The organism is Streptomyces sp. NBC_01190 (assembly GCF_045039895.1).
Classification (GTDB): domain Bacteria; phylum Actinomycetota; class Actinomycetes; order Streptomycetales; family Streptomycetaceae; genus Actinacidiphila.
Genome location: NZ_CP108580.1, coordinates 7,836,626 through 7,863,363 on the forward strand (window position 1 = coordinate 7,836,626; position 26,738 = coordinate 7,863,363).

Annotated in this window: 23 protein-coding genes; 19 read left to right on the forward strand and 4 right to left on the reverse strand. The window is 73.6% G+C overall.

The genetic code is table 11. The annotated features are described in order from the left end of the window. The first annotated feature begins 60 nt into the window (after positions 1–60). The 3 genes from OG519_RS32800 (at position 61) to OG519_RS32810 (ending at position 2,308) form a co-directional block, all read left to right on the forward strand. Entirely contained in the window at positions 61–1,509 is a 1,449-nt protein-coding gene (locus OG519_RS32800) for a sensor histidine kinase (protein WP_405591830.1), read from the forward strand. A gap of 116 nt (positions 1,510–1,625) precedes the next feature. Continuing rightward, positions 1,626–2,078: a hypothetical protein gene (locus OG519_RS32805; protein ID WP_405591833.1), complete on the forward strand. Its 453-nt coding sequence runs from the start codon at positions 1,626–1,628 to the stop codon at positions 2,076–2,078. Then, the gene (locus OG519_RS32810) at positions 2,075–2,308 is read left to right on the forward strand and encodes a hypothetical protein (protein ID WP_405591836.1); all 234 of its coding nucleotides are present in this window, start codon (positions 2,075–2,077) and stop codon (positions 2,306–2,308) included. The genes OG519_RS32805 and OG519_RS32810 overlap by 4 nt, the downstream gene beginning before the upstream one ends. A gap of 35 nt (positions 2,309–2,343) precedes the next feature. Here the strand turns inward: OG519_RS32810 and OG519_RS32815 are convergent, their stop codons facing one another. From OG519_RS32815 to OG519_RS32825, 3 genes are all read right to left on the reverse strand, one after another. Beyond that, complete coding sequence (locus tag OG519_RS32815) at positions 2,344–4,035, reverse strand: bifunctional 3'-5' exonuclease/DNA polymerase (protein WP_405593165.1); 1,692 nt, start codon at positions 4,033–4,035, stop codon at positions 2,344–2,346. A 232-nt stretch (positions 4,036–4,267) separates the two neighbouring features. Then, a complete protein-coding gene (trxA, locus tag OG519_RS32820) occupies positions 4,268–4,636 on the reverse strand; it encodes a thioredoxin (RefSeq protein ID WP_405591838.1) in 369 nt (122 codons plus the stop codon). A 118-nt stretch (positions 4,637–4,754) separates the two neighbouring features. After that, on the reverse strand, positions 4,755–6,101 hold the full coding sequence (locus OG519_RS32825) for a citrate/2-methylcitrate synthase (protein WP_405591841.1): 1,347 nt from the start codon (positions 6,099–6,101) through the stop codon (positions 4,755–4,757). Positions 6,102–6,219: 118 nt separating this feature from the next. Here OG519_RS32825 and OG519_RS32830 point away from each other — a divergent pair, with 118 nt between their 5' ends. The 5 genes from OG519_RS32830 (at position 6,220) to OG519_RS32850 (ending at position 10,622) form a co-directional block, all read left to right on the forward strand. After that, the gene (locus OG519_RS32830) at positions 6,220–7,380 is read left to right on the forward strand and encodes a citrate synthase (RefSeq protein ID WP_405591844.1); all 1,161 of its coding nucleotides are present in this window, start codon (positions 6,220–6,222) and stop codon (positions 7,378–7,380) included. 119 nt (positions 7,381–7,499) lie between these two features. After that, the gene (locus tag OG519_RS32835; protein WP_405591847.1) at positions 7,500–8,456 is read left to right on the forward strand and encodes a zinc-binding alcohol dehydrogenase family protein; all 957 of its coding nucleotides are present in this window, start codon (positions 7,500–7,502) and stop codon (positions 8,454–8,456) included. 174 nt (positions 8,457–8,630) lie between these two features. Next, positions 8,631–9,530, forward strand: coding sequence for a zinc metalloprotease HtpX (gene htpX, locus OG519_RS32840; protein ID WP_405591850.1), 900 nt, complete (start codon positions 8,631–8,633; stop codon positions 9,528–9,530). Beyond that, entirely contained in the window at positions 9,530–10,081 is a 552-nt protein-coding gene (locus OG519_RS32845; RefSeq protein ID WP_405591853.1) for a hypothetical protein, read from the forward strand. Before htpX ends, OG519_RS32845 begins: the two co-directional genes overlap by 1 nt. Before the next feature lie 100 nt (positions 10,082–10,181). After that, positions 10,182–10,622: a nitroreductase family deazaflavin-dependent oxidoreductase gene (locus tag OG519_RS32850; protein ID WP_405591856.1), complete on the forward strand. Its 441-nt coding sequence runs from the start codon at positions 10,182–10,184 to the stop codon at positions 10,620–10,622. A gap of 45 nt (positions 10,623–10,667) precedes the next feature. Here OG519_RS32850 and OG519_RS32855 read toward each other — a convergent pair whose 3' ends face one another. Then, positions 10,668–12,248 (reverse strand): hypothetical protein, encoded by a 1,581-nt coding sequence (locus tag OG519_RS32855; RefSeq protein ID WP_405591859.1) that lies wholly within the window; start codon positions 12,246–12,248, stop codon positions 10,668–10,670. A gap of 376 nt (positions 12,249–12,624) precedes the next feature. Here OG519_RS32855 and OG519_RS32860 point away from each other — a divergent pair, with 376 nt between their 5' ends. From OG519_RS32860 to OG519_RS32910, 11 genes are all read left to right on the forward strand, one after another. Then, entirely contained in the window at positions 12,625–13,581 is a 957-nt protein-coding gene (locus OG519_RS32860; protein WP_405591861.1) for a hypothetical protein, read from the forward strand. A 41-nt stretch (positions 13,582–13,622) separates the two neighbouring features. Beyond that, complete coding sequence (locus OG519_RS32865) at positions 13,623–15,152, forward strand: APC family permease (protein WP_405591863.1); 1,530 nt, start codon at positions 13,623–13,625, stop codon at positions 15,150–15,152. A gap of 168 nt (positions 15,153–15,320) precedes the next feature. After that, positions 15,321–16,502, forward strand: coding sequence for a CaiB/BaiF CoA transferase family protein (locus OG519_RS32870; RefSeq protein WP_405591866.1), 1,182 nt, complete (start codon positions 15,321–15,323; stop codon positions 16,500–16,502). Positions 16,503–16,558: 56 nt separating this feature from the next. After that, complete coding sequence (locus OG519_RS32875; protein ID WP_405591869.1) at positions 16,559–17,776, forward strand: acetyl-CoA C-acetyltransferase; 1,218 nt, start codon at positions 16,559–16,561, stop codon at positions 17,774–17,776. A 29-nt stretch (positions 17,777–17,805) separates the two neighbouring features. After that, positions 17,806–20,010: a 3-hydroxyacyl-CoA dehydrogenase NAD-binding domain-containing protein gene (locus tag OG519_RS32880; RefSeq protein ID WP_405591872.1), complete on the forward strand. Its 2,205-nt coding sequence runs from the start codon at positions 17,806–17,808 to the stop codon at positions 20,008–20,010. Between the two features lie 64 nt (positions 20,011–20,074). Next, the gene (locus tag OG519_RS32885) at positions 20,075–20,599 is read left to right on the forward strand and encodes a GNAT family N-acetyltransferase (RefSeq protein WP_405591874.1); all 525 of its coding nucleotides are present in this window, start codon (positions 20,075–20,077) and stop codon (positions 20,597–20,599) included. 39 nt (positions 20,600–20,638) lie between these two features. Beyond that, positions 20,639–23,062 carry a Tex family protein gene (locus OG519_RS32890; protein WP_405591877.1) on the forward strand — a complete coding sequence of 808 codons (2,424 nt, stop codon included), beginning with the start codon at positions 20,639–20,641 and terminating at the stop codon, positions 23,060–23,062. A 49-nt stretch (positions 23,063–23,111) separates the two neighbouring features. Further along, positions 23,112–25,100 (forward strand): Xaa-Pro dipeptidyl-peptidase, encoded by a 1,989-nt coding sequence (locus tag OG519_RS32895; protein WP_405591880.1) that lies wholly within the window; start codon positions 23,112–23,114, stop codon positions 25,098–25,100. Positions 25,101–25,219: 119 nt separating this feature from the next. After that, positions 25,220–25,402, forward strand: a complete 183-nt coding sequence (locus OG519_RS32900; protein ID WP_405591883.1) for a hypothetical protein — start codon at positions 25,220–25,222, stop codon at positions 25,400–25,402. Between the two features lie 76 nt (positions 25,403–25,478). Further along, a complete protein-coding gene (locus tag OG519_RS32905) occupies positions 25,479–26,060 on the forward strand; it encodes an MOSC domain-containing protein (protein WP_405591886.1) in 582 nt (193 codons plus the stop codon). 5 nt (positions 26,061–26,065) lie between these two features. Next, positions 26,066–26,701, forward strand: coding sequence for an NADAR family protein (locus tag OG519_RS32910; protein ID WP_405591889.1), 636 nt, complete (start codon positions 26,066–26,068; stop codon positions 26,699–26,701). Positions 26,702–26,738 lie beyond the last annotated feature (37 nt).

Consider the following 26,738-nt stretch of genomic DNA (forward strand, 5'->3'; position numbering starts at 1 on the left):
GGCCGGGGGCGGCGTCGGAGGGCGTGGTAGGTAATGGGGGTGGCGGGAGGAGGTGGGCGGGTGCGGCTTTCCGGGCGGATCGGGCTGGCGGTCGGGGTGCTGGTGCCGTTGCTGGTGGCCGGATCCGGGTGGATCATGGTGCGGCTGGTCGCGGGGGATGTGCACCGGCAGGCCGACGCGCATCTGCGGCAGCGTGCCGCGGAGGTGCAGCCCGCCGCGCGCGACCTGTTGCGGGCGATGGCCAACAACCGCCCGCCCAGCGTCGAAGAAGCCCGGCAGCGCCACCTGTTCACCGCCGCCCTCGACGTCGGCATCCGTGTCGTCGGCCCCGGGGACACCGTCTCCGGTGGTCCGCAGCCGGCCGACTCCGTACCGCTGCCCGCCGCCGGGTCGGCCGCCCGGCCGGTCACCGTGCGGGCCGGCGGGCAGAGTTGGCGGGTGCTGTCCGTCCCGGTCCGCGGGGTGCGGCCCGCCGCGACCGGCACGCTGTGGCTCTTCGCCGCCGACACCGCCGGCCAGGCGCAGATCACCCAGGTGCGGCGCCGCGTGCTCACCGTGGCGCTGCTCACCGCCCCCGTGGCCGGCGCGGCGGCCTGGCTGGCCGCGACCCGCCTCGCCCGGCCGCTGCTGCTCCTGCAACGCCGGGCCGCCGGCCTCGACCCCCGGACCAGCGCGGCCCGCCTCGACCACACCCCCACCCGGGTGCCCGAGATCGACGACCTCGCCCGGACCCTGCAAACCGTGCTCACCCGCTACGACGAGCAGGCGGCCCGGACCACCGAGGCGCTGGCCACCGCGCGTTCCTTCTCCGCCGCCGCCTCCCACGAACTGCGCACCCCGTTGATGAGCATGCGCATCGACCTCGACGTCCTGGCCGGTGATCCCGCGCCGGAGCCGGCCGAACGGGCCGAGGTCGTGGCGGATCTGCGGGCCGGGCACGAGCGGCTGCTCGGCCTGCTCGTCATGCTGCGCACCCTCGCCCAGGGCGACCTGGTGGAAGCCGACGCCTTCGGACCCGTCGACCTCACCGACCTGGTCGACGCGGCGGTCCGCGACCTGCGCCGTGACCACCCGCACCTCACGGTCGAGACGGGGGCCGCCGGACCCTGCGTGGTGCCGGGGTGGCCGCCCGGTCTGCGCTCGGCCGTGGACAACCTGCTCGCCAACGCCGCCGTCCACGGGGCCGGCCCCGGCCCTGTTGAAGTGCTGCTCGCGCCGTCCCCGGACGGGACCTCCGTCCGTCTCACCGTCGCCGACCACGGTCCCGGGATCCCCGTCGCCGCCCGCGCCGACGTCTTCCACCGATTCCACCGCCGCCCCGACAGCCCGGGCTCAGGCCTCGGCCTCGCCCTCGTCGGACAGCAGGCCGCCCTGCACGGCGGGACCGTCACCGCCACCGACCGTCCCGACGGCCGCCCGGGCGCCTGCTTCGTCCTCGAACTCCCGCGTGCCCCGGGTCCGCTGCCCCGCCAGCGCGACTGGCTGACCGGGACGACCACGTCCGGCTGATCGCCGGGCCGACGCGCCGGGCCCCGGGGGGTCACAAAGTTTCCACAAAAACGCTTCCTACGCTCCCCGTCATGCCGGCCGGGCAACCGCGCCGGACCATCCGGAGGAGGACCACAATGCAGACCACCCGTACGACCCGTAGCGTCCGCGGTACCCGAACCGCGGTCACCGTGGCCGCGGCCGTCGCCGCCGCCCTGCTCACTGTCGGGGGAACGGCCGCGGCCGACACCGCCACCCCGCAGGCGGCCCCCTCGAAGACGGCGAAGGCCCCCACCGGTGACGGCGCCCGCGCGCTGTGCAAGCGCCTGCCGAAGACCGAGGCCCGGATCGACCGCGCCCTGCGGCGCCTCAACGGCCCGGCCACCGTGCGCGGCTCCGTCGCCCGGCTGCAACGGCGCGTCGACAACGCGGCGGCCAAGGGCCACACGGCCGTGGAGACCTACCTCAAGGACAAGCTGACCTTCCGCACATCCCTGGTCCCCACCCTCAACCGCCGCAGCGCCGACCTCGCCACTGTCCGCACCTGGTGCGGCACCCAGGCCGCCGGCGGCGCGAAGGCCGCCAAGTGACCCGGCGGACCCGGCCGCTCCTGGCGCTCCCGATCGCCGCCCTGGCCCTCGCCCTGCTCACCGGCTGCGGACAGCAGCACCACGGAGCCGCGTCCGGGACCGCCGGGGCGACGGCCGGCCGCACCTCACCGGCGCCCGCCGCCTCCGAAGTGGCCCGGATGCGGAAGCTGGTGGACGACGCCGACTCGGCGGCAGCGGTCGCCGACTCCGACGCCGCCGCCGACAAGTAAGCGCCCACCAGCCCCGACAGCCGGGCCGCACCGCGCTACTTGGCCTCCGCGTACGACTCCACGCTGTGGGTCTCCAGCGGAAACGGCACGTCCGTCGCGCCGAAGACCAGGCGGCGGGCCTCGTCGCCCGCCGCCGTCACGGCCGCCGCCACCGCCTCCGCGAGCGGAGCCGGCGTATGCACGATCACCTCGTCGTGCTGGAAGAAGACCAGCCTCGGCTCCTCGCCGATCTCCGCCAGCCGGCGGCGCGAGGCGGCCAGCATCGCCAGCGCCCAGTCGGAAGCGCTGGCCTGGATCACGAAGTTGCGGGTGAAACGCCCCCAGGAGCGGGCCGCCCGCCGGTCGGTGGACAGACCGTCCTCGGGGTCGGCGGACGCGTCCAGGAAACGGTCGGCCGACGGCGCGGGGGAGGTACGTCCGAGCTGCGAGCGTACGATCCCGCCCGCCTCACCCGTACGGGCCGCGGCTTCCAACAGGGCCAGGGCGCTGGGGAAACGGCGCCGCATCACCGCGAGCGGCTGTCCTGCCTCGCCCCCGGTCTGCCCGTACATCGCGGCGAGCAGTCCGATCTTCGCCCGCGCCCGGTCCCCGCCGAAGGCGTCCCCGGCCAGTGCCGCGTACAGATCGCCGGCCGCCGCCGCCCGGGTGAGGCCCGGGTCCCGCGACATCGCGGCCAGGACCCGCGGCTCCAACTGGCCGGCGTCGGCCACCACCAGCCGGTACCCCGGGTCGGCGACCACCGCGCCCCGCAGCAGCCGGGGAATCTGCAGCGCCCCGCCGCCGCGGGTGGCCCAGCGGCCGGTCACCACACCGCCGGCCACGTACTCCGGCCGGAAACGGCCGTCCTGCGCCCACCGCTCCCGCCAGGCCCAGCCGTGGGCCGCGTGGATCCGCGACAGCTCCTTGTAGCGCAGCAGCAGGGCGGCCGCGGGGTGCTCGACCCGGCGCAGCTCGTGCGAGCGGGTGGTGAGCAGCGGTACGCCGACCCGCGCGAAGGCGGGCAGCACCTGGGCGGGGGAGTCGGGATTGACCGCCTGCCCGAGGGCCTCCTGGACGTGCAGCGCCAGCTCCTGGAGGAGCGCCGGCCGGGCGCCGCCCGCCGGCCGGGGGCCGAGCAGCCCGGTCAGCAGCCGGTCGTGCGCGGCGGCGCTCCACGGCAGGCCGTCGCGGCCCATCTCGACGGCGGCCAGCGCGCCGGCCGACTCGGCGGCGCACAGCAGCCGCATCCGGTCCGGATGCCCGCCCGCCGCCACCCGGCGCTGCTGGCCCGCGTGCACCGCGATCAGCGCGGCCAGCGGATCGGTGTCCGGCGGCAGATGGTGCCGGTCGGCGGCGAAGAGCACCGGCTGGTCCTCGACGCCGGGCTCCGCGGTGTCGGGCGGCTCCGGCAGCTCGTGCAGCCTGGCCCACGCGGCGCCCAGCGCCCTGGGGTGCCGGTGCCGGCCCTCCTGGCCGAGCAGCAGCGACTCGACCAGTCTCACGTCATGGCAGCGCGCCACCCGCCGCGCCCCGCGGTCGAGCAGCCCCGGATAGATCTCGTCCGTCGCCGCCCAGATCCAGCGCGGCCCCGCCACCCGCTCCAGCCGGTCCACCTCGGCGGCCAGATCCCCGACCCACTCCCGCGTCCCCAGCGGCTCCCCGTCCGCACCGATCCGCCACAGCCTGCCACCCGAGCCGACGGGATCCACGACCACGGCGATCCGCCCGCCGCGCACCACGTCTCCCATCACGCTCCCGAGCCTAGGCGCACCCTCTGACAGTCGTGGCCGCGCCACCGGCGGGCGCGCGTGGACCACGATCCGCCACGGCACAGCGGGTCCGCGGCGGGGCAGCTCCGCCGCGGGGCCGCCGGTCCGGAGCCGGACAGCACAAAGCGGCGGCGCCGTCCTCGGCAGTCAGTGCCGACTTCCGAGGTCCGGCGCCGCCGCGGGCCCCCGTGTGGGTCTTGCGCGCTCGGGATCAGCCGTTGCTCTGGGCCTCCGCCACGGACTTGCGCACCTCGTCCATGTCCAGGGCGCGCGCCTGGGCGATGACGTCCTCCAGGGCGGGCGCCGGGAGCGCGCCGGGCTGGGCGAAGACGGCCACGTTGTCACGGACGATCATCAACGTGGGGATCGACCGGATCTCGAAGGCCGCGGCCAGCTCCGGCTGCGCCTCCGTGTCGACCTTCGCGAAGACGAGGTCCGGGTGCGTCTGCGACGACTTGTCGTAGACCGGCGCGAACATCTTGCACGGCCCGCACCAGTCGGCCCAGAAGTCGATGAGGACGAAGTCGTGAGAGGACACGACCTCGTCGAAGTTCTCCTTGGTCAGCTCCACAGTGCTCATGAATGCTCCAACGAGCGCCGCGCACCGGAAATTCCGGTCGGCCGGGGGCCCGGTCTTCCGCTCTTCCGCACTCTTTTTCATCCGTCCGGACCCGTGCCCGGACCCGCCCCGCCCCCGCTCACGGCAGCGGCTGCGCGGGCCGCGGGCCGTCGTAGGACCCGCTCGGCCGCATCCGCAGCGGCCGCTCGCCGTACTCCTCCAGCGCGTGGGCGATCCATCCGGCCGTCCGGGAGACCGCGAAGACCGTCTCGCCCGCCTCCATGGGCATCCCGAAGGACACCGAGAGCACACCGAGCGCGAGGTCCACATTGGCGTGCAGCGGGCTGTGCCGGGCGGTGGTCGCCACCACGTCGCGGGCGGCGGCCAGCGCGGGCTCGGCGGCGGGCACCCGGGCGAGCAGTGCGAACAGCAGCCGGGCCCGGGGATCCTCCGCGCGGTAGACGCCGTGGCCGAGTCCGGGGATGCGCTGCCCGGCCCGCAGATACTCGGCGACCACCGGTCCCGCGCCGCCCCGCTCCAGCACCTCGGTGAGCAGGCGGTGGGCCAGGGCACTGGCCTGGCCGTGCAGCGGTCCGTCGAGTGCGCCGAGCCCCGCCGACACCACCGCGTACGGATGGGCGCGGGCCGAGGCGGCCACCCGGGCGGCCAGGGTGGAGGCGGCCAGGTCGTGGTCGATGAGGAGGGCGAGCGCGGCGTCCAGGACCCGCAGGGAGGCCTCGTCCGGGGGCAGCGCGGTCAGCTTCGGCCACAGCCGCGCGGCGAGCGGTCCGCTGCCGCCGGGCGGGCGGCCCACCGAGGGCAGCGCGTCCACGAGGGTCGGGATGAGGGCGCGGGCCGAGCCGAGCACCGCCTCCTGCGACAGGTCGAAGCGCAGCGGGTCGGTGGTGGCCGCGGCGACGACGGCGACCCGCAGCCGGTCCATCGGGCCGCAGTCGGCGGGCAGCGATCCGGCGGTCCGCCGCGCCGCGCTGAGGGACTGCTGCGGAGCGGTGAACCGTACGCCCCGGCGCAGCACCCCGGTCCACAGCCACTCGGCGATCTCCTCGTAGGCGTACGCCTCGGCCAGCGCGACCGCGTCGACCCCGCGGAAGTAGTAGCGGTCGGGGTCGATCAGGGTGATCCCGGTCCGCATCCGGGCCCAGCCGCCCGCCACCCCGCCCGTCGCTCCACCGGCCCCGCCGGCCGCCCTCGCGGCCTCTGCTGAGCCAGGCGTCGCGCCTCCGGCCCCGCCGGCCGGCTCCGTCGGTGCCGGCCGGCCCCGTCGGGCGAGCGCCTCGACCTCGGCGGGGTCGAAGGTGCTGCCCCGGCCGCCCGCCGCCCGCCTGCTGCCGAGCAGGCCGCGGCTGACGTACGCGTAGAGCGTCTCCGGTTTGACCCCGAGCCGCCGCGCCGCCTCCCGGGTGTCGATCCGGCCGCCCGTCCCGCCGCGGTCGTCGTCGGCCACACCCGCCGATCCCTTCGTCATGGGCTCACCGTAGCGGGCCGGAGGGCTCCATACACATTGATTCAGTCAACGCGTAATCAATGTTGACAAGCAGCTAATCAACCATGGACAGTCACGTCATTGGCTCAAGGAGGAAGCAATGCCGACCGCAGCGCACAACACCGCCATCGACGTACCCCGAGGTCTCAAAGGTGTGATCGTCACCGAGACGGCGCTCGGTGACGTCCGCGGCACCGAGGGCTTCTACCACTACCGGGGGTTCTCCGCTGTTGAACTGGCGGAGAAGCGCACGTTCGAGGACGTCTGGCAGCTGATGTTCTTCGGCACGCTGCCCGACGCTTCCCAGCGGGCCGCCTTCGCCGCGCAGACCGCCGCGCCGCGCCACCTGCCGCCCGCCGTACGGGACGCGCTCCCCGCCATCGCCCGCGCCACCGCGCTCTCCGGACCGCTCACCGGACTGCGGACCGCGCTGTCACTGGTGGGGGCCGCCGCGGGCTTCCGCCCGCTCTACGACATCGAGCCGGAGCGGCGCCGGGCCGACGCGCTGGCGGCCTGCGCCGCCGTACCCACGCTGCTCACCGCGCTGCACCGGCTCGGCCAGGGGCTCGAGCCGGTCGAGCCGCGCGACGACCTGCCGTACGCGGCCAACTATCTGTACATGCTCACCGGGCGGGACCCCGACCCGGCCAAGGCGCGGGCGATCGAGCACTACCTCATCTCCACCGTCGACCACGGCTTCAACGCCTCCACCTTCACCGCCCGGGTGATCGCCTCCACCGGCGCCGATCTGGCGGCCTGCCTGGTCGGGGCGATCGGCGCGCTGTCCGGCCCGCTGCACGGCGGCGCGCCCAGCCGGGCGCTCGACACCCTCGACGCCATCGGCACCCCGGACCGGATCGACGCCTGGCTGCGCGAACGCATTCTGGCCGGCGACCGGATCATGGGCTTCGGCCACCCCGTCTACCGCACGGAGGACCCTCGCTCGCGGATGCTCAAGGGCATCGCCAGGAGCTTCGGCGGCGACCTGGTGGATTTCGCGGTGCAGGTCGAGGCGCGTGCCGAGGCGGTGCTCGCCGAGCTGAAGCCCGGCCGCGAACTCCACACCAATGTCGAGTTCTTCGCCGGTGTGGTGATGGAGCTGTGCGGGCTGCCGCGCGAGATGTTCACCCCGACCTTCGCCGCCGCCCGGGCGGTCGGCTGGAGCGCCAACATCCTGGAGCAGGCCGCGGACAGCAAGATCATCCGGCCGTCCGCCCGCTACACCGGCCCGCCGCCCGTCCGGCCGGTCCCGGCGGCGTGAGGAGAGCCGCTCGCGGCGGAGCCGCCGGACGCCATGTACTCCATACCAACTAGTCGGTAGTCTCTGGTGGTGTCCTACCGGCCGGTAGGAAACGCGGCCCCCACCCGGAGGAGTCCTCAGTGCGCGCCATCCAGATCACCGAGTTCGGCGGCCCCGAGGTGCTGCGCGAGGCCGAGCTGCCCGAGCCGGTGGCCGGGCCCGGACAACTGCTGATCCAGGTCGATTCGGCGGGCATCAACTACGCCGACACGCACACCGTGGAGAACTCCTATCTCTCCCGCTCCTCGCTGCCGATGGTCCCCGGCGCCGAGGTGGTCGGCCGTACCCCGGACGGCCGCCGGGTCGTCGCGCTGCTCAGCGACAACGGCGGCTACGCGGCCAAGGCGGTCGCGCACGAGCAGCTCGCGCACGATGTGCCGGACACCGTGACCGATGCCCAGGCGCTCGCCCTGGTCGTCCAGGGCATCACCGCCTGGCATCTGCTGCGGACCTCCGCCCGGCTGGCCGCCGGGGAGACCGTCGTGGTGCACGCGGCGGCCGGCGGGACCGGCTCACTCGCCGTCCAGCTCGCCAAGGCGTACGGCGCCGGGCGGGTGATCGCCACCGCCTCCACCAAGGACAAACGCGAGCTGGCCCTCGAACTCGGCGCCGACACGGCGATCGACGCCGACCCGGAGGGCCTCAAGGACCGCCTGGTCGAGGCGAACGGCGGCCGCAAGGTCGACATCGTGCTGGAGATGACCGGCGGGCCGGTCTTCGACGCCTCGCTCGCCGCCCTCGCCCCCTTCGGCCGGCTCGTCACCTACGGCATGGCGTCCAGGGTGGCGGCGACCCCGATATCCGCCGCCCAGCTCATGGGCCGCTCCCGATCGGTGGTCGGCTTCTGGCTCGCCCACTGCCTGGCCCGCCCCGGCATGTACCGCGAGCCGATGGCCGAGCTGCTCGCCATGGTCGCCGACGGGCGGCTGAAACCGCAGGTCGGCGGGGTCTACCCGCTGGCGGAGGCGGCCCGCGCGCACCAGGATCTGCGCGGCAGGCAGACCGTCGGCAAGCTCGTACTCGACGTGAGCCGCTGAGCCGCCCGGCCGGCGAAGATTAAAACTCCGGTAAGTCACCCGGAGAGCGGAACCGGTCGGGCCGTGCTCGTCGTTGCACCATTGGGTAGATACGGCAGCAACGGACGTATTCACCTACGGAGTATGTCGGGCCGCGGACTGGCGACCCGCGCCCCGCACGTCTCGGGAGGGGCCATGAACCGTAACCGCTTCGCGTCGGACAAGGGACTGACCAGCCGGATGGTCGTCACCATGTTCCTGATCGGACTGCTCTATGTCGTCTTCGTAGGGGCGCTCATCGCCCTGCTCCAGAGCTCCTGGCCGCTGATCGTCGTCATCGCCGCCGTTCTCTTCATCGCCCAGTTCTGGTTCAGCGACCGCATCGCCGCCTTCAGCATGGGCGCCCACGAGGTCACCCCCGAGCAGGCGCCGGAGCTGCACGGCGTGGTGGACCGCATCTGCGCGCTCGGCGATCTGCCCAAGCCGCGGGTCGCGATCGCCGACTCCGACGTGCCCAACGCCTTCGCCACCGGGCGCAACAAGAAGAACACCATGGTCTGCGCCACCACCGGCCTGCTGCGGCGGCTGGAGCCCGACGAGCTGGAAGGGGTGATCGCGCACGAGCTGTCCCACGTCGCCCACCGGGACGTGGCCGTGATGACGATCGCCTCCTTCCTCGGCATCCTCGCCGGAATCGTCACCCGGATCGGGCTGTGGGGCGGCTTCCGGCGGGCCCGCGACCCCGGCACCGCCGCGCTCGCGGTGCTCATCCCGCTGGTCAGCGCCGTCGTCTACGTGATCAGCTTCCTGCTCACCCGGATGCTGTCGCGCTACCGGGAGCTGTCCGCCGACCGTAGCGCCGCGCTGCTCACCGGCCGCCCCTCCTCGCTGGCCGCCGCCCTCACCAAGGTCAGCGGGCAGATGGCCGCCATCCCCACCGAGGACCTGCGCAAGGCGGAGCCGTTCAACGCGTTCTACTTCGCGCCCGCCCTGGCCGGCGGCCGCTCCCTCTCCCGGCTGTTCTCCACCCACCCCACCCTCGAGCAGCGCCTTGAGCAGCTCGGCCGGATCACCCTCGAACTGGACCGCCGCTGATGGGTCTGCTCGATGTGCTGCTGGGCCGCACCAAGCCGGTCCGCCCCGACCTCGACCAGCTCTTCGGCCTCAGCTCCGCCGCCATCACCCTGCGGGCCGCGAGCGAGCTGCGGCCCACCGGACTGGGTTCGGTGTGTTTCGCGGCGGTCGAGGGCGGCGCCTTCGCCGAGATGCGGCAGGATCTGGACGCGCTGGTCCCGGTGGAGACCAGCCAGGACTCCTACGGCTACACCTGGCTGCTGAGCCGGCACGATCCGGAAGCGGTCACCGACCTCGTCACCGATCTGCACGCGGTCAACTCCGCCCTGGAGGAGCACGGCTTCGGCCCGCAGCTCCTCTGCTCCCTGGTGGGATTCAAGGACCCCGCGGGCCGCTCGCTGGCGCTGGTCTACCTCTACAAGCGGGGCTCCTTCTACCCGTTCGCCCCGTTGCCGGACGAGAAGCGGGACAATGCGCTGGAGCTCCAGGTGAAGGCGCTGGTCGGCGACGACCTGCGGCTGGAGAACGATCTGTCGCGCTGGTTCCCGCTCTGGGGAGCCCCGGGGCTGTGAAGCGGCCGGGGCGGGGCAGACGAGGGAGCGGCGACCGGCTCCGCCCACGCGGCGGCCGTGGCCGGACGCCGGAAGTCCTTGATCCGATGGAGGCACGCCGATGACCGAGTACGACCCTGCCACCGTGAAACAGAGCCCCGCGGGATGGGTGTCGGAGCAGGCCCACCTCTACGAGGAGTCGAACGGCGCGAAGGGCACCGACCTCAACGGCTCGCCCTGTCTGCTCCTCGACTACCTGGGACGGCGCAGCGGCGAATGGCGCCGTACGGTGCTGATCTACGGTCGGGACGGTGACGACTACCTGGTCACCGCGTCCCAGGGCGGCGCCCCCACCAGCCCGCAGTGGTTCTTCAGCCTCCAGGAGAACCCCGAGGTGCACCTGCGGGTGCTCGACGAGCGCTTCACCGCCCGCGCGGAGGTGCTCTCGCCCGAGGAGAAGGCCCGGGTCTGGCCGCACCTTCTGGAGGTGTATCCCCCGTACGCCGACTACCAGAAGAAGACCGACCGGGACATCCCGGTCGTCCGGCTGCGCCGCGTCTGACCCGCCGCCGGTACGTCGGCGGGTCCGCGCCGCCGCGCCGGCCGGTCAGCCGCGGGTGTCGAGGTGCGGCTTGAGCGCGTCCAGGGCGGCGGCCAGCCGGGGTGAGCCGCACTGGCGGGAGAGCCGGGCGGCTTCGCGGCCCAGCGCCCGGGCGCCGTCGAGGTCGCCGGTGAGCGCCAGCGCCTCGGCGGCCCGGGCCGCGTAGAGACTGCGGTCGCGCGGGAAGACCGGATCCTGCGTGGCCAGTGCCCGCTCCAGGAGCGGCCTGGCCTCGGCCGCCAGCCCGAGGTCGAGCAGCGCCTGGCCGTTCTGGGCCGCGAGTTCGGCCGCGCCGAACCAGTACAGCCACGGTGGGCCCGGGCTCGCCCCCGCCGTGTCGAGCCGGCGTTCGGCCTCGGCCGCCGCCCGCCGGAAGGCCCCCTCGGCGCCGGCCGCCGCGTGCGCCCTGGCCAGCCGGCTGGCGGCCAGCGCCCGTACCACCGGGGGTCCGCCGCCCGCCGCCCGCACCGCCGCCTCCGCCGACGCCACCGCGTCCCGGGGGCGGCCGGCGATCACCGCCTGAAGGGCAAGCCCGCCCCACAGCGCCACCGCCATGCCGCGGTCGCCCGCGCTGTGCGCCAGCCGCAGACCGGTCAGATAGTGCCGCTGCGCCGCGCTGTGCCGCCCGGTGTCGGTGGCCGCCCAGCCACCGAGCTGTGCCAGATCCGCCGCCACCCGCAGCAGCCGGGTACGGGCGGCGCCGGCCGCCAGACCACGGCTCAACAGCCCGCACACCAGGCGGAGATCCGCCTCCACCCGGTGCCGTACGGCGGCGCCGCCCAGCCGGTCGTCGAGCCGGCGCAGCCCCAGCACCCCCGCTTCCAGCCAGGCGACGACCGGCTCGTCCACCACGACCGGTCCGTCGGTGGTCACGGGCCCGGGTTCGTGGTCCTGCCCCGACGCCCGCCCCACCGGGCGCGATGGGGACGAAGGGCCGGCGAGCCCCGGACCGGGCCCGGCCGAGAGCCGGTCGCCGCTCGGCAGCGCCGGACCGCGCCCGCCCGGCCAGCCGTTCGGCTGAAGCCGGGGCGGCGCCTGGAGCGGTGTGCGGGCCTGGACGGGGGAGTGCGTACCCCCGCCGGCCGGCACCAGCGGCGGATCCGGCGCCTGCCCGGCGTACAGGGGGTCCGCCGCCCGCCCGGCCTCCGCCCCCGCCGCGTCCCAGTCGGCGATCGCGTCCAGGAGTGCCTGTTCGTCGGCGATCGGGAAGCCGCGCGGGTCCGAACCGCCGCCGTCCACCAGCGTGCTGAGGGCGTCAAGGCTGCCGGCCGGGGTCCAGGGCAGGCCATCCGGCATCCCGCCGTGCGCCGGCAGCCACCGGGGCCAGGGGCGCGACTCGAGCTCGCGGAAGGGGATACCGAGCGCACGGGCGAGCGCGCGCTGGCTGTCCGCCTCGGGCACCACCCCCCAGTGCTCCCACCGCCACACCTTCTCCCGGCGCGCCGCCATCGGCACCCCGAGCGCGCGGGCATGGTCGGCGATCACCCGGGCCAGATCCTGGTAGCTCCAGCCGTGTCTTCGCCGCACATACGCGAGCGGATGCGGTGACGCGGAGACGCCCTCTCCTGCCACGGTACTGCCGTCCATTCCCCACCCGGTCCCCGCCGCACGGCAGTCGCCGCACCCCGCTGGTGGGTGCCGGTCAGCCGTTCAGTGCCCGATCAGTGCCGTTCGTGCCTTTGCATGCTTTTGCGCGCCTTTGTGTGCCGTTCACCTGCCGCCCCTGTCCGCCGCGCGCCCCAGCCCCGCCCGCGGTCAGGCTTTCGAATATCAGGAACTATCAGGAACGGAGCCGCCAACGCCAGCCGGACGCCGCCACCAGCGCTGATTCGCGTCCCAAACCCCCTCCACGATACGGGACTACAGCGAGACAACAGATCCGGACTTGTAGTCGACGGCCGCCTACCGGTTGGCTGTTCGCGATCACTCGACGTAACGCGCTGCCGTGGAGGGCTGCCCGCGGATGACCCCACCGCCGCCACCCTTCCGCTTCACGCGGGGCAAGGACGATGTGGCTTTCGACCCCGCACTCGGCGACGAGGAACTCGTCGCCGCCCGGGCGGCACTGGCCCAGGGCCGCTGGGACGAGGTCCGCTCGCTCCTCGCCAGGACCGGCGACGACTGGGACAGCCGCGGCCACCGACTGGTTGTGCTCGGCGAGGGAAAAACCACCGCCGCGTGGGCCCAGGAGTGGCAACTGGCCGAGCCGGAGAGCCTGGACGCCGCCGCGCTGGCCGCCTCCGCCGCCGTCTTCCGCGCCGCCACGGGCAAGCAGAGCGCCGACTCCGCCCGTGACGCCTGTCTGCGGGTGGCCAGGATGACGCCGAGCGACCCGACGCCGTGGCTCGGCATGCTGATCCTGGCCCGCCGCACCGGCACCGACGACGAGCAGGTGCGCGCCTTCGACCAGGTGCGGGGCCGGCACCGCGGCCACCACCACGCGCACTACCTGATGACCCAGTGTCTGGCGGAGCGTCAGAAGACCGACGGCGACGACCCGTTCCACGAGGTGTACGAGTTCGCCGAGTGGGCCGCCGGCGAGGCCGGGCAAGGATCGCCGCTCGCCGTCCTGCCGTTGATCGCCCTCGTCGAGCGGTACCGGGTGCTGGCCGACACCAAGGCGCTGCCCGCCGATCCGGCCCGGCTGCCGTACTGGACCAGCCCGCGGGCGCGTACCAGCCTGCGGGCGGCCTTCGACTGGTGGCTCGACTGGGACCGGCGAACCCATCCGCGCCTCGCGCTCGACCTGAACTATCTGGCCTTCGCCAAGTTCCACTCCGGCGACACGGTGGCCGCCGCCGCCCTGTTCAACCGGATCGGGGCGGTGGCGACCCGGGTCCCCTGGTCGTACCTCGACCGCGACCCCAAGAAGACATTCCGCGCCGCGCGCAACTACGCGCTCGGCTTCGGTTCCTCGTAAGTCCCGAACCCGTATCGCCTCCACCGGAAGGAACCGCAGCCATGCTGACGGGCAGTACCACCGAGATCAGCACGTTCAAGGGTGAACAGCGCGCTTTGCGCGCGGACCGGATCGGTACTCCGGGCCTCCTGTTGTCGGTGCTCGCCGCCACCGCGCCGATGATGGTGGTGGCCGGCGTGGTGCCCACCACCTTCGCCGCGGTCGGCATCGTCGGTGTGCCGCTGATCTTCCTCATCCTCGGCGTCGTGCTCATCCTGTTCAGCTTCGGCTACGCCGAGATGAGCCGGCACGTGCACAACGCGGGCGCGTTCTACGCCTACATAGCCCGCGGTCTCGGCGGCACCGTCGGCGCCGCGGCCTCCTATGTGGCCCTCGCCTCCTACAGCATCCTCCAGTGCGGCATCTACGGGATCTTCGGGTTCGAGATCTCCAGCCAGATCGCCGAGCACTGGCAGCACAACGTCGACTGGTGGTGGCCGGCGCTCGGCGGCGTGGTGATCGCCGGCGTCTTCGGCGCGCTGAAGATCGATGTGAACGCCAAGGTGCTCGGTGTGCTGCTGCTCATCGAGACGGCGCTGATCGTGGTCTTCGACATCAGCTTCCTGTCCGACCCCGGCCCGCAGGGCGTCTCGCTGCACGCCTTCAGCCCCCACAGCATCACCGGCGCCGGTTTCGGCACCGCGCTCTGCTTCTGCATCGCCGCCTTCACCGGCTTCGAGCAGGCCCCGGTCTACGCCGAGGAGACCAGCAAGCCGCAGCGGGTGGTGGCCCGGGTGATGTTCCTCGCCGTCGGCTTCGCCACCCTCTTCTTCGCCATCAGCGCCTGGGCGGTCACCGTCGCGGCCGGTCCCTCGCACGTGGTCAGCGCCGCGCAGCACAGCCCGACCATGATCTTCGACCTCAACCAGGCCAGGATCGGCAACACCTTCACCGACCTGCTCAACGTCTTCTTCATCACCGGCATCTTCGCCTCGCTGCTCAGCTTCCACAACGTGGTCGCCCGCTACGCGTTCGCCATGGGCCGCGACGGGCTGCTGCCCCGCTCGGTGAGCCGCACCACCAACTCCGGCGGCGCCCCCATCGTCGGCTCGCTGATCCAGACCGTGATCGCGCTGGTCGTGGTGGCCGCCTTCGCGATCACCGACAACAAGCCGGGCGGCGACCCGTCGTTCGCGCCGATGATGCGCCTGTTCACCTGGGCCGGCAACATCGGGGCGCTCGGCATCGTGCTGCTGATGGCCATCTCCTCCATCGCCATCATCGTGTTCTTCCTCAAGCGCGGCGCGGCCCGGGTCCAGGCCTGGCGGCTGATCACCTCCGCCGTCTCCGCCATCGCGCTGCTGGTCATCGCCTTCTACGCGGTGAAGGACTTCAAGGTGCTGCTCGGTGTCGACCCGGGCCACGGGCTGCGCTGGATCCTGCCCGGCATCATCGGTCTCGCCGCGTTCGCCGGCCTGGTCTACGGCGCGGTGCTGCGGGTCAAGAGCCCCGCCGCGCACGCCCGTATCGGACAGGGCAACGAGGCGTTCCAACTGGACAAGGCCGCCTCCTCCGCCGAGACATCCGCCTGATCGCGCGCCGTGACGGCCCGCCCCGCCCACCCGGGCGCGGGCGGGCCGTTCCCCTTTCCGTCCCCGGCCATCCGGACGTCACCGACACCTCGCGGGGCATCGGGGCTGACTGAGCGAGCGCTCAGTCAGCCCTTGCCAAGACCGGAACACGTTCCTAGCATCACTGAGGTGACGTCAGGACCGCCGGACCGGCCGCCGGCCACCCCGGTGCCCGGACCACTGACGGACGTCCGCGTCGTCGAACTGGCCGGGATCGGCCCGGCCCCCTTCGCCGCCATGCTGCTCGCCGACCTGGGCGCCGACGTCATCCGCGTCGACCGGCCCGGCGGCCCGGGCCTCGGCATCGACCCGGCGTACGACGTCACCAACCGCAACAAACGCTCGGTCCTGGTCGACCTGAAGAGCGACGACGGCCCCGGCACCGTCCTCGACCTGGCCGAGCGCGCCGACATCCTGATCGAGGGCTACCGGCCCGGCGTCGCCGAACGCCTCGGCGTCGGCCCCGAGACCGCTCTGGCCCGCAACCCCCGGCTCGTCTACGGCCGGATGACCGGCTGGGGCCAGCACGGCCCGCTCGCCGCCACCGCCGGGCACGACCTCGGCTACATCGCGGTGACCGGGGCCCTCGCGCTGACCGGCCCCGCCGACCTGCCGCCCGCCGCACCCGCCAACCTGCTCGGCGACTACGCCGGCGGCTCCCTCTACCTCGTCACCGGCGTCCTGGCCGCCCTCCACCACGCCCGCGCCCACGGACAGGGCCAGGTCGTCGACGCCGCCATCGTGGACGGCGCCGCCCACCTCACCGCCATGATTCACGGGATGCGCGCCGCCGGCGCCTGGCCGGGCCGCCGGGGCACCAACCTGCTGGACGGCGGCGCCCCGTTCTACGGCGTCTACGAGACCGCGGACGGCGGCCATATGGCGGTCGGCGCCCTGGAGCAGCGGTTCTACGACGAGTTCGCCTCGCTGCTCGGCCTGTCCGCCGAGGACGCCGGCAAACGCGCCGACCCGGCGCGCTGGCCGGAGCTCAGGGCGGCGATCGCCGCCCGGTTCACAACCGACACCCGTGACGGCTGGACCCGCGTCTTCGACGGCACCGACGCCTGTGTCGCCCCCGTGCTGTCCCTCGCGCAGGCGCCCGGCCATCCGCACCTGACCGCCCGCGGCACCTTCACCGAGCACGCCGGCATCGTCCAGCCCGCCCCCGCGCCGCGCTTCTCCGCGACCCCGACCGCCCTGCGCCGCCCGCCCGCGCGCCCGGGCCAGCACACCGCCGAGGTCGCCGGAGACTGGGACCTACCCGCGCCGGCCGGCGCTCCGACCCGGCCGGAGACCGTGCCCCGGCCGTAGCGACCGCGCAAGCACGTGAGCACGCCCCGCCCGCACCCTCACCGAAAGGCACGACGTTGAGCACCGAGGCCTACGTCTACGACGCCGTACGCACCCCGCGCGGGCGCGGCAAGGCGAACGGATCCCTGCACGGCACCAAGCCGATCGATCTGGTGGTCGGCCTCATCCACGAACTCCGGCGCCGCTTCCCCTCCCTCGACCCGGCCGCCGTCGACGACATCGTGCTCGGTGTGGTCAGCCCGCTGGGCGACCAGGGCTCCGACATCGCCAGGATCGCGGCCATCGCCGCCGGGCTGCCCGACACCGTGGCGGGCGTCCAGGAGAACCGCTTCTGCGCCTCAGGGCTCGAAGCGGTCAACCTGGCCGCCGCCAAGATCCGCTCCGGCTGGGAGGACCTGATCCTGGCCGGCGGCGTCGAATCCATGTCCCGGGTCGCCATGGGCTCCGACGGCGGCGCGTGGGCGATGGACCCCATGACGTCCTTTCAGACCGGCTTCGTCCCGCAGGGCATCGGCGCCGACCTGATCGCCACCCTCGGCGGCTGGAGCCGGCACGACGTGGACTCCTACGCGGCCCGCTCGCAGGAACGCGCCGCCGAGGCGTGGAAGGAGGGCCGCTTCGCCCGCTCGGTGGTCCCCGTACTCGACCGCAACGGCCTGACCGTCCTCGACCACGACGAGCACCTGCGCCCCGGCACCACTCCCGACTCGCTGGCGGGCCTCAAGCCGTCCTTCGCGACGATCGGCGAGGCCGGCGGCTTCGACGCGGTGGCCCTGCAGAAGTACCACTGGGTGGAGAAGATCGACCATGTCCACCACGCGGGGAACTCCTCCGGCATCGTGGACGGCGCCGCGCTGGTCGCCATCGGCAACGAGCGGATCGGTGAGCGCTACGGGCTGACCCCCAGGGCCCGGATCGCCGCCGCCGCCGTCTCCGGATCCGAGCCCACCATCATGCTCACCGGCCCCGCCCCCGCCACCCGCAAGGCGCTGGCCAAAGCCGGGCTGACCATCGACGACATCGATCTGATCGAGATGAACGAGGCCTTCGCCGCGGTCGTGCTGCGCTTCGCCGCCGACATGGGCGTCGACCTCGACAAGGTCAACGTCAACGGCGGCGCCATCGCCCTGGGCCACCCGCTCGGCGCCACCGGCGCGATGCTGCTCGGCACCCTCATCGACGAACTGGAGCGCCGCGACCAGCGGTACGGGCTCGCCACCCTCTGCGTCGGCGGCGGCATGGGCGTCGCCACCGTCGTCGAACGCCTCTCCTGACCTCCTACGGATCCAACGGAGCACCCGACATGAGCGAGTCCACCACCATCCGCTGGGAGCAGGACGCCGACGGCATCGTCACCCTCGTCCTCGACGACCCCGGCCAGTCGGCCAACACCATGAACGCGGCCTTCGCCGACTCCCTCGACGCCGTACTCGACCGCCTCGAGACCGACCGCGAACAGATCACCGGCATCATCGTCACCTCCGCGAAGGAGACCTTCTTCGCCGGCGGCGACCTGCGCGACCTGATCCGCGCCACCCCCGACGACGCCGAAGCGATCTTCGCCGGCTCGATGCGGATCAAGCGCGGTCTGCGGCGGCTGGAGACCCTCGGCAAGCCCGTGGTCGCGGCCGTCAACGGCGCGGCCCTCGGCGGCGGTTACGAGCTCGCCCTGGCCTGCCACCACCGCGTCGCCCTCGACACCCCCGGCACCAGGATCGGCTGCCCCGAGGTCACCCTCGGCCTGCTGCCGGGCGGCGGCGGTGTGGTCCGTACGGTACGGCTGCTCGGCATCGCCGACGCGCTGCTCAAGGTGCTGCTCCAAGGCCGCCAGTACACGGCGCGGCGCGCCCTGGAGGCCGGCCTGATCCACGAGGTGGTGACCGAGCCCGCGGCCCTGCTGGAGCGGGCCCGCGCCTTCATCCGCGCCAACCCCGAGGCCAGGCAGCCCTGGGACGCCCCCGGCTACCGGATTCCCGGCGGCACCCCCAAGAGCCCCGGCTTCGCGGCCAACCTGCCCGCCTTCCCGGCGAACCTCCGCAAGCAGCTCGCCGGCGCGCCCTATCCCGCGCCCCGCGACATCCTGGCGGCGGCCGTCGAAGGCGCCCAGGTGGACATCGACACCGCCTTCACCATCGAGGCCCGCTACTTCACCGGGCTCGCCTGCGGCCCCACCGCGAAGAACATGATCCAGGCGTTCTTCTTCGATCTGCGGGCCGTCAACTCCGGCGCGGGCCGCCCCAAGGACATCCCCGCCCGTCAGGTGACCAGGGTCGCGGTGCTCGGCGCCGGCATGATGGGCGCGGGCATCGCCTACTCCTGTGCGCGGGCCGGTATCGACGTGGTCCTCAAGGACGTCACCCAGGAGGCCGCCGAGCGCGGCAAAGCCCACTCGGCCGCCCTCCTGGACAAGGCGCTCGCCAACGGCCGCACCACCCCGCAGAAGCGGGACGCGCTGCTCGCGCGGATCAGCCCCACCGCGGACCCCGCCGACCTCGCGGGCTGCGACGCGGTGATCGAGGCGGTCTTCGAGGACGCGGCGCTCAAGCACAAGGTCTTCCAGGAGATCGAGTCCGTCCTCGCCCCCGACGCGCTGCTGTGCTCCAACACCTCCACCCTGCCCATCACCCTGCTCGCCGAAGGCGTGCGGCGGCAGCGGGACTTCGTCGGCCTGCACTTCTTCTCACCGGTGGACAAGATGCCGCTGGTGGAGATCGTCCGCGGCGCCCGCACCGGTGACGAGGCGCTGGCCCGCGCCTTCGACCTGGTGCGGCGGATCCGCAAGACCCCGATCGTGGTCAACGACTCCCGCGGCTTCTTCACCTCCCGGGTCATCGGCCGCTTCATCGACGAAGGCGTCGCCATGGTCGGCGAGGGCGTCGCCGCCGCCTCCGTGGAGCAAGCCGCGGCCCAGGCCGGCTACCCCGCCAAGGTGCTGGCCCTGCTGGACGAACTGACCCTGACCCTGCCCCGCGGGATCCGCCGCGAGGCCCGTGAGGCGGTCGAGGCGGCCGGCGGCCAGTGGCAGGAGCACCCGGCCGAGCGGATCATCGACCGGATGGTCGACGAGTTCGGCCGGCCGGGCCGCGCCGGCGGCGCCGGCTTCTACGACTACGAGGACGGCCGCCGCGTCCGGCTGTGGCCGGGCCTGGCCGAGCACTTCGGGGACCCGGCGAGCCGCCGGCCGGGCGACCGCGCCGGCCGGCCGCCGGTGGAGATCCCGTTCCGCGACATGCAGGAGCGGATGCTGTTCGCCGAGTCGCTCGACACCGTGCGGCTGCTGGCGGACGGCGTGCTCACCTCGGTCGCCGACGCCAACATCGGCTCGCTGCTGGGCATCGGCTTCCCCGCCTGGACCGGCGGGGTGCTCCAGTACATCAACGGCTACCCCGGCGGAGTCGCCGGGTTCACCGCCAGGGCCCGGGAGTTGGCGGCGGCCTATGGCGAGCGGTTCGCCCCGCCGCCCCTGCTGGCGGCCAAGGCGGCGGCAGGGGAGCGGTTCACCGACTGACCTGTCCCCTCGGCGGCGGGCCGGCCGGAAAACCGGGCGATAACCCGGCGGGTCCGCTGCCAGGATGAACGGTGTGACGACGAACCCGCCCCGTACCGCCGGCTGGACCGTGGCGACACACCCGGTGTCCGCGCCCGAATCCGCGGACCTGCTGCGCCGCTACTACACCGAACTGATCATCCGCTATTACGGCCGCCCCACCACCGACGCCGAGGTCACCGCGGTGCTCGCCGAGATGCCGAGCGACGACCTGGTCCGCCCCACCGGCGAGTTCCTGGTCGCCCGCCGGGACGGCGCGCCGGTCGGTTGCGCCGGCCTGCGGGTCCTCGACACCGCCACCGTGGAACTCACCCGGTTGTACGTAGGCCCCGAAGTCCGCGGCCAAGGCCTCGCGGCGCGGTTGCTCGACGAGGCGGAACGGATCGCGGCCGCCGACTTCGGCGCCGACCGGATCCGCCTCGACACCCGCAAGGACCTGGTCGAGGCCCGCGCCCTGTACGCCAGGCACGGCTACGCGGAGATCGAGCCCTACAACGACAACGACCTCGCCGACCACTGGTTCCAGAAGAAGCTGCGCCGACCTGGATAATGCGGGCAGGAGTCCAGCGAAGAGAGCGGGTTCAGCATCGTGACGACGTCGGTTGTGCGGTCGGTCGAGGCCAGGATCGCCGAGGAGCTCGGCGTACGCGAGGGGCAGGTGCGGGCGGCCGTCGACCTGCTCGACGGCGGGGCGACCGTGCCCTTCATCGCCCGCTACCGCAAAGAGGCCACCGGCACCCTCGACGACGAGCAGCTGCGCTCCCTGGAGGAGCGGCTGCGCTACCTCAGGGAACTCGACGAACGGCGCGCCGCCGTACTGGAGTCCATCGAATCCCAGGGCAAGCTGGACGACGCCCTCAGGGCGCAGATCATGGCCGCCGACTCCAAGGCGCGCCTGGAGGACATCTATCTGCCGTTCAAGCCCAAGCGGCGCACCAAGGCGCAGATCGCCCGCGAGGCGGGGCTCGAACCGCTCGCCGACGCGCTGCTCGCCGACCCCTCCCTCGACCCGCGGACCCGGGCCGCCTCCTACATCGACACCGACAAGGGTGTCGAGGACGCGGCGTCGGCGCTGGAGGGTGCCAGGGCCATCCTCACCGAGCGCTTCTCCGAGGACGCCGACCTGGTCGGCGAGTTGCGCACCCGGATGTGGTCCCGCGGCCGGCTCGTCGCCAAGGTGCGTGAGGGCAAGGAGGAGGCCGGCGCCAAGTTCGCCGACTACTTCGACTTCGCCGAGCCCTTCGCCAAACTGCCCTCCCACCGGGTGCTCGCCATGCTGCGCGGCGAGAAGGAGGAGGCGCTCGACCTCACCCTGGAGCCCGAGGAGCCCGCCGAGGGGCCGACCAGTTTCGAGCGGCGCATCGCCCAGAACTTCGGCATCGCCGACCGCGGCCGCCCCGCCGACAAGTGGCTCGCCGACACGGTGCGCTGGGCCTGGCGGACCCGTTTCCTGGTCCGGCTCGGCATCGACCTGCGGGTCCGGCTCCGCCAGGAGGCCGAGGACGAGGCGGTACGGGTCTTCGCGGCGAACCTGCGCGACCTGCTGCTCGCCGCGCCGGCCGGCACCCGCGCCACCATGGGTCTCGACCCGGGCTTGCGGACCGGCGTCAAGGTCGCGGTGGTCGACGACACCGGCAAGGTGGTCGCCACCGACACCATCTACCCGCATGTGCCCCGCAACCGCTGGGACGAGTCGCTCGCCACCCTCGCCCGGCTCGCCGCCGCCCACCGGGTCGACCTGATCTCGATCGGCAACGGCACCGCCTCCCGCGAGACCGACAAGCTCGCCGCCGAACTGATCAAGGCCCACCCGGAGCTGAACCTGACCAAGGCCGTGGTCTCCGAGGCCGGCGCCTCGGTCTACTCGGCATCCGCCTACGCGTCCGCCGAACTCCCCGGCATGGACGTCTCCTTGCGCGGCGCGGTCTCCATCGCCCGCCGCCTCCAGGACCCGCTGGCCGAACTGGTCAAGATCGACCCGCGCTCCATCGGCGTCGGCCAGTACCAGCACGACCTGTCCGAGGTGAAGCTGTCGCGCTCGCTCGACGCGGTCGTCGAGGACTGCGTCAACGGCGTGGGCGTGGACGTCAACACCGCCTCGGTGCCGCTGCTGCGCCGGGTCTCGGGCATCACCGAGTCGCTGGCCGCCAACATCGTCGCCCACCGCGACGCCAACGGCCCCTTCCGTACCCGCAAGGGCCTCAAGGAGGTGGCCAGGCTCGGCCCGAAGGCGTACGAGCAGTGCGCCGGCTTCCTGCGCATCCAGGGCGGCGACGACCCGCTGGACGCCTCCAGCGTGCACCCGGAGGCGTATCCGGTGGTGCGGCGGATGAGTGCCGGCGCGGGCACCGGCATCAGGGAGCTGATCGGCAACGGCGGCGTGCTGCGGACCCTGCGCCCGCAGGACTTCGTCGACGAGACCTTCGGTCTGCCCACCGTCACCGACATCCTCGCCGAACTGGAGAAGCCCGGCCGGGACCCGCGGCCCGCCTTCAAGACCGCGACCTTCAAGGAGGGCGTGGAGGAGATGAAGGACCTGCGCCCCGGCATGCTGCTCGAGGGCGTGGTCACCAATGTGGCCGCCTTCGGCGCGTTCGTGGACGTCGGTGTGCACCAGGACGGCCTGGTGCACGTCTCGGCCCTCTCCGACTCCTATGTGTCCGACCCGCGCGAGATCGTCAAGCCCGGCGACATCGTCCGGGTCAAGGTGCTGGACATCGATCTGCCCCGCAAGCGGATCTCGCTGACGCTGCGGCTGGACGACGAGGTGACGGCGGGCGGCCCCCGGCAGCGGGGCGGCGGCGAGCGGCAGGGCAACACCCCGCCGCGGCAGGGCAATCGCGGCACCAGGCAGGGCGGTCAGGGCGGCCAGGGCGGTCAGGGTGGCCAGGTGGGTCAGAGCCCCGGCGGCCAGGGCGGTCGGCGCGGCGGCGGCTCGGGGTCCGGGCAGTCCGCACCGGGCGGTGCGATGGCGGACGCGCTGCGGCGGGCGGGGCTGACGGGAGGCAAGTAGCCGCCGGCGGCCCTGTTGACGTGACCCGAACAGGCGTTAGCCTCCCCGGGTGATCTCAAAGACGCGGGCCTCCCGCAATCCGTGGATCTCCCTGCTGCTGGCGGTTGTTGCCGCTCTCGCCGCCGTACTCACCGCCCCCGGTGCCACCGCCCACGCGGCCGGCCCCGGGGGCGGCACCGTACGGCACGGCCTCAGCCAGCCCGACTACTCCTACGCCGACGCCATCCGCGAAGCCGTCTGGGTGGACACCGGTCTCGACGGCGACGGCGACGGCCGCACCGACCGGGTGGCCGTCGACATCGTGCGGCCCGCGGAACCCGCGAAGGCCGGCCGCAAGGTGCCGGTCATCATGGACGCCAGCCCGTACTACTCCTGCTGCGGACGCGGCAACGAGAGCCAGATCAAGACCTACGACGCGGCAGGCGCCATCGTCCAGGCGCCGTTGTTCTACGACAACTACTTCGTGCCCCGCGGCTACGCGACCGTACTGGTCGACCTGGCGGGCACCGACCGGTCCGACGGCTGCGTCGACATCGGCGGCCCCTCCGACATCCAGTCGGCCAAGGCCGTGGTGGACTGGCTGGGCGGCCGCGCCAAGGGCTACAGCGCCAGGGCCGGCGGCCACGGCGTCAAAGCCACCTGGACCACCGGCGCCGTCGGCATGATCGGCAAGAGCTGGGACGGCACCATCGCCAACGGGGTCGCCGCGACCGGGGTGAAAGGCCTGAAGACCATCGTGCCGATCAGCTCCATCTCCTCCTGGTACGACTACTACTTCCAGCAGGGCGCGCCGCTCCAGGACGGTCCCGAGTGGCTGTCGGACTACGTGGAGAGCGACGGCGCCCACGCCGCCTGCGCCGGGCAGCAGCAGAAGATCATCGACGGCTCGCCCCGCGACGGCGACTGGACCTCCTTCTGGAACGCCCGGGACTACTTCAAGGACGCCGGCAAGGTGCGCGCCAGCGTCTTCGCGGTGCAGGGCACGCAGGACCTCAACGTCCGCACCAAGAACTTCGGCCAGTGGTGGCAGGCGCTCTCCGAGCACGGCGTCGAGCGCAAGGTGTGGCTGTCGCAGACCGGCCACGTCGACCCCTTCGACTACCGCCGCTCGGCCTGGGTGCCGACCCTCCAGCGCTGGTTCGACCACTATTTGCTCGGCGTGGACAACGGCATCCAGCGGGAGCCGATGGCCGACATCGAGCGGAGCGTGGACCACTGGACCACCGACGGCGTGTGGCCGCCGGCCGGCACCCGCGACACCGCTCTCAGCCTCGGCGCCGGGGTCGGCGCCGGCGCCGATGACGGTCTGGGCACCCTCGGCACCGGGCGGCCCAAGGCCGGCACCGAGTCCTTCACCGACGACCCCGACCTGTGGGAGGAGGACTGGGCCGCCTCGGCCGACACCGCCACCCCCGAGAAGACCTCCTTCACCACCGGGGTACTGGCCAAGGACCTGCGGATCTCCGGCGGCGGCACGGTCACGGTGACCGCCGCCTCCTCCACCACCAGCGCCCACCTGTCCGCGGTCCTGGTCGACCTCGGCCCCGCGACCATCCGCGACTTCCTCGGCGGCGGCGAGGGCATCACCACCCTCGACACCCGCTCCTGCTACGGCGAGAGCACCGCCGGTGACAGCGCGTGCTACCTCGACACGGCGGCCGACAGCGAGAGCGTCGACCACACGGTGTTCAGCCGCGGCTGGGCCGACCTCGGCCACTACCGGTCGCCCGACCACGGTGTGGCGCTCACCCCGGGCAAGCCGTACACCATCACCATCCAGCTCGCCGCCACCGACCACGTCGTACCCGCCGGGCACCGGCTGGCGCTGATCGTGGCCGGCACCGACGGCGGACTGATCCTGCCGCCCGACACCACCCCGAAGGTGACGGTGGACCTCGAGCACTCGGTGCTGCGGCTGCCGCTGGCCGGCGGCGCGGGCGGGCTGCGGACGGCGGACCGCCCGGCCGCGCCGCGGCTGCTCTCGCCGCTTCGGACCACGGCCCCTGCCACCTCCTTCACGGCGGCCGAACTGGGCTGACCAGCGGAAAATCCTCCCGGGCCACCGGGCCGGGGGGAACTGGGGCGGTCCGCGACGCGTTTCACTGGGTAGAGACAGTGTGCGAGCGGCGCGGGCCGCCGCGGTATGGAGGCTGGCAGATGTCAAGCAGAGCGAAACTCGCGGTCGGCGGCGCGGTGGTGGGCCTGATCCTGCTCATCTGGGTGCCGTGGTGGGTGAGCTTCCTGATCATCGTGGGAGTGCCCGTGGCCGCGTACCTGACCCTCGATTCCTCGCAGCGGCGCCGGCTGCGCCGGGTCAGCCGGCGACAAATCGGTCGCTGACAGCCGCTGCCCCTCGGTAGGGTGCGGCTGGGCGGGCGCATCCGCTGCGAGCATCCGCTGCGAGGGGAGATCAGCCATGACCGACGCCACGAACGCCACCGACGGCACCATCGGCGCCACCGGTACCGTCGTCGCGGTGAGCCGCGACGCCCGGCACCGGTTCAGCAAGCCCACCCGCGACAGCATCACGCTGCTCACCGGCCTCGGGGTGGAAGGCGACGCGCACCTTGGCGTCACCGTGCAGCACCGCTCCCGCGTCGCCAGGGACCCGAGCCAGCCCAACCTGCGGCAGGTCCACCTCATCCACGCCGAACTCTTCGACGAGCTGCGCGCGGCCGGATACGAGATAGCCCCCGGCGACCTGGGGGAAAACGTCACGACACGCGGTCTCGACCTGCTCGGCCTCCCCGTGGGCACCCGGCTGCGGCTGGGACCGGACGCGGTGGTCGAGGTCACCGGGCTGCGCAACCCCTGCCTCCAGATCGACCGGTTCCGCAGCGGCCTGCTCAAACGGGTCATCGGCCGCGACGAAGCGGGCGCCATCGTCCGCAAGGGCGGCATCATGGGCGTCGTGCTGGCGGACGGCGTGATCCGTCCGGAAGACGCCGTCCTCGTCCAGCTCCCGGCCGCTCCGCACCGCCCGCTCGAAACGGTCTGACGCCCATGCCTTCCGACGCGCCGGCCGACGGGCCGCCGCCCGACGAGGCCGGCGGCGCGGCCGCCGTCCGCTCGGTGGCGGAGCTCGCCACGCTCACCGCCACCGGCGCCCGGGTGAAGTACCTGCACTTCTGGGGGCACCGTCCGTGCCCCGACGGCAGTGTCGGCCCCGGTTGCCTCAGTCAGTGGTGGCCCGCTCCCTTCACGGTCGACGGCGCCTGCTACCCCACCGCCGAACACTGGATGATGGCCGGCAAGGCCCGCCTCTTCGGCGACCCCGACGCCGAGCGCCGCGTGCTGGCCGCCGTGCACCCCAAAGCGGCAAAGGACGCCGGCCGCGCCGTCCGCGGCTTCGACGAGGACCGGTGGGCGCGGGAGCGCTTCGCGCTGGTCGTCGAGGGCAGCGTGCACAAGTTCGGCCGGCACCCCGAGCTGCTGGCCTTCCTGCTCGCCACCGGCCGCCGCGTCCTCGTGGAAGCCAGTCCCCGTGACCGGATCTGGGGGATCGGACTGGCGGCCGATGACGAGGCCGCCACGCGTCCCGCCGGCTGGCGGGGGCTGAATCTGCTGGGGTTCGCGCTGATGGAGGCCAGGTCCCGGCTCGCCCGGACCGCGGGGGCGGTCGGTCCGGGCACCCGCTGACCGGGACGACGCGGCGGCGCGGCGCCCGACGCCCACG